The sequence below is a fragment of the Protofrankia sp. CiP3 genome (assembly GCF_917627345.1).
Classification (GTDB): Bacteria; Actinomycetota; Actinomycetes; order Frankiales; family Frankiaceae; genus Protofrankia.
The window spans coordinates 1-1,841 of record NZ_CAKJTM010000038.1 but is presented as its reverse complement, the minus strand read 5'-3'; the positions used below and the strand labels follow the sequence as shown (position 1 = coordinate 1,841).

General features: G+C 71.0%; 1 protein-coding gene. It reads right to left on the bottom strand.

Going from position 1 to position 1,841, the window contains the following annotated elements:
* Positions 1-1,735 (bottom strand): ATP-binding protein (locus MJ797_RS14460; protein ID WP_239335032.1); only part of this gene is annotated, 1,735 nt, incomplete at its 3' end.
* Positions 1,736-1,841: the final 106 nt, after the last annotated feature.

The following is a 1,841-nucleotide window of genomic DNA, read 5'->3' as shown; positions in this document are numbered from 1 at the left end:
AGGGCTGGGCGAGCCGGTAGCGCCTGTACGGGCTGTGCAGCGGCGCGGTGGCTTCGACCTGGCCGCCCGAGAGGAGAGTGCCGAGCGTTTTCGCAACCGCGCTCCGGCTCGCGCCCGTCGTCGCCTGCAGCTCCTCCCGGCTGGCTGAACCGGTGCCAGCGAGGGCTACGAGGATGCGGTCCGCGAGGCCGGCGCCCGGCCGGCCCAGCCGCGTTGTCGCCGCCTGGCTGGCCACCGTCCCGAGCAGGCCTGAGGCGAGCCGGAACGCGCCGTCCTCCCGGGCCCGACGCGGGACCAGAATTCCGAGGTCGCGCAGATGGCCCAGCTCACGCCGCGCATCCGCGGTGCTCAGAGCCAACCTGCGCAGCAGGGCCACGTCTATGTCGTAGCCCGCCTTCGCGAGCGCGAGCGCGCCGAGCTGCGCTTCCGAAAGCTTCTCGCCCCGGCCGAGCCGTGCTGCCCAGGCGCGCAGCTCGGGGGTGACGGGAGAGGTCCGCGGAATGGTCACGCGGAAGTAGTCGAGGCTGTCGCTGAACAGCGGGACCAGCCCGGTGTCACGCCGGACCTGACTGATCATCGCACCGACGCCCGAACCGCGGTTCTCGGCCACCGGACGTCCGGTGAGCGGGTCGCCGGTCTCCTGCAGCAGGGCGGCGAGGCGTGCGTTGCGGGATGATGAGGTGCTGGCCTCCCCCAGCGTCTCCAGCCGGACGTTGCCGAACAGCCCACCGGGACTGGTGACGGTGAACCGGTCGGGAAACAGCTCCACCTGGACCTGGGTGCCGCGGGCCTGCGGGCTGTAGTCGCGGTGCATAAGCGCGTTGACGACGACTTCCCGGATCACCTCAGGTGCGATCTCCCAGATGTCCTCACGCCCGGCACCGACGATCCGGCTGGCCCGGCGGAGGTTGCGCTGCACCGCCAGCATCGCGTCGGCCACCATCGTCGGGGCGTTCCCGCCGACCGCGGCACTGTCCAGGAACCGAACCCCCCCCCCCGGCCCCGGCCGGCTGCCGTCCTCATGCGGGTAGACCGCCACCGACACCATCAGCTGCGGGAAGAACCGCTGGGGATACCTGCCGACGCTGAGCAACCCCGCGAGCGACGGCACGAGCAATCCATTGTGCGCCACGAGAACGCCCAGCGAAACGAGCGCGTCAGGCTCACTCAACCCGGCGAACGCCCGCGGCGAATTACGGCTCGCGACCTCAACCAGACGCAGGACCGCACCCCGGTCCAGATCGTCAACCGTCGCTTCCGGAACCGGTTCCTCGTCCCAGCGGGGCTGCCCGGGGTTCTCCCGCAGCCGGTCGATCTCGTACGGCGTCAGCCGCTGATCCCCGTCACCGATCCGGGTGAACGCGCCGTTGTAGAGGCCCCTGGCGGTGACGTAACAGGGTCGCTGCGCCGGTGGCAGCGGGTCGATGTCGGTGACCACCAGGACAGCGCCCTCGAATGGCACGAGCTCCACGCTCGGCGCCAGCGGCGGCGTGATCTTTCCGCGGGCAACCGCGACCACCTCGTCCCGCAGCGCCGTCGGATCACCGAGGTCGACCGGGCTGAATCCGGCGCACTCATCGAGCCCGAGGATGAGCAGACCGCCCCGGGAGTTGGCGAACGCGGACATCGTCTCGGCCACACTCCGCGGCAGGCCCCCCGCGGCCCGCTTGACCTCGACGTCCTCCAGCTCGCCACCGGCCGACCGCAGCCGCCTGACAATCGCGTCCAGCTCCACCGCTGCCTCCCCCCGGCCCGCCAGACTTGCTCACCTACTTGCTTGCCAAGTTACCACTTCAGCAAGTAGAGCGGTGAGCTACCCGGCTCCAGGACAGGCATCGGGG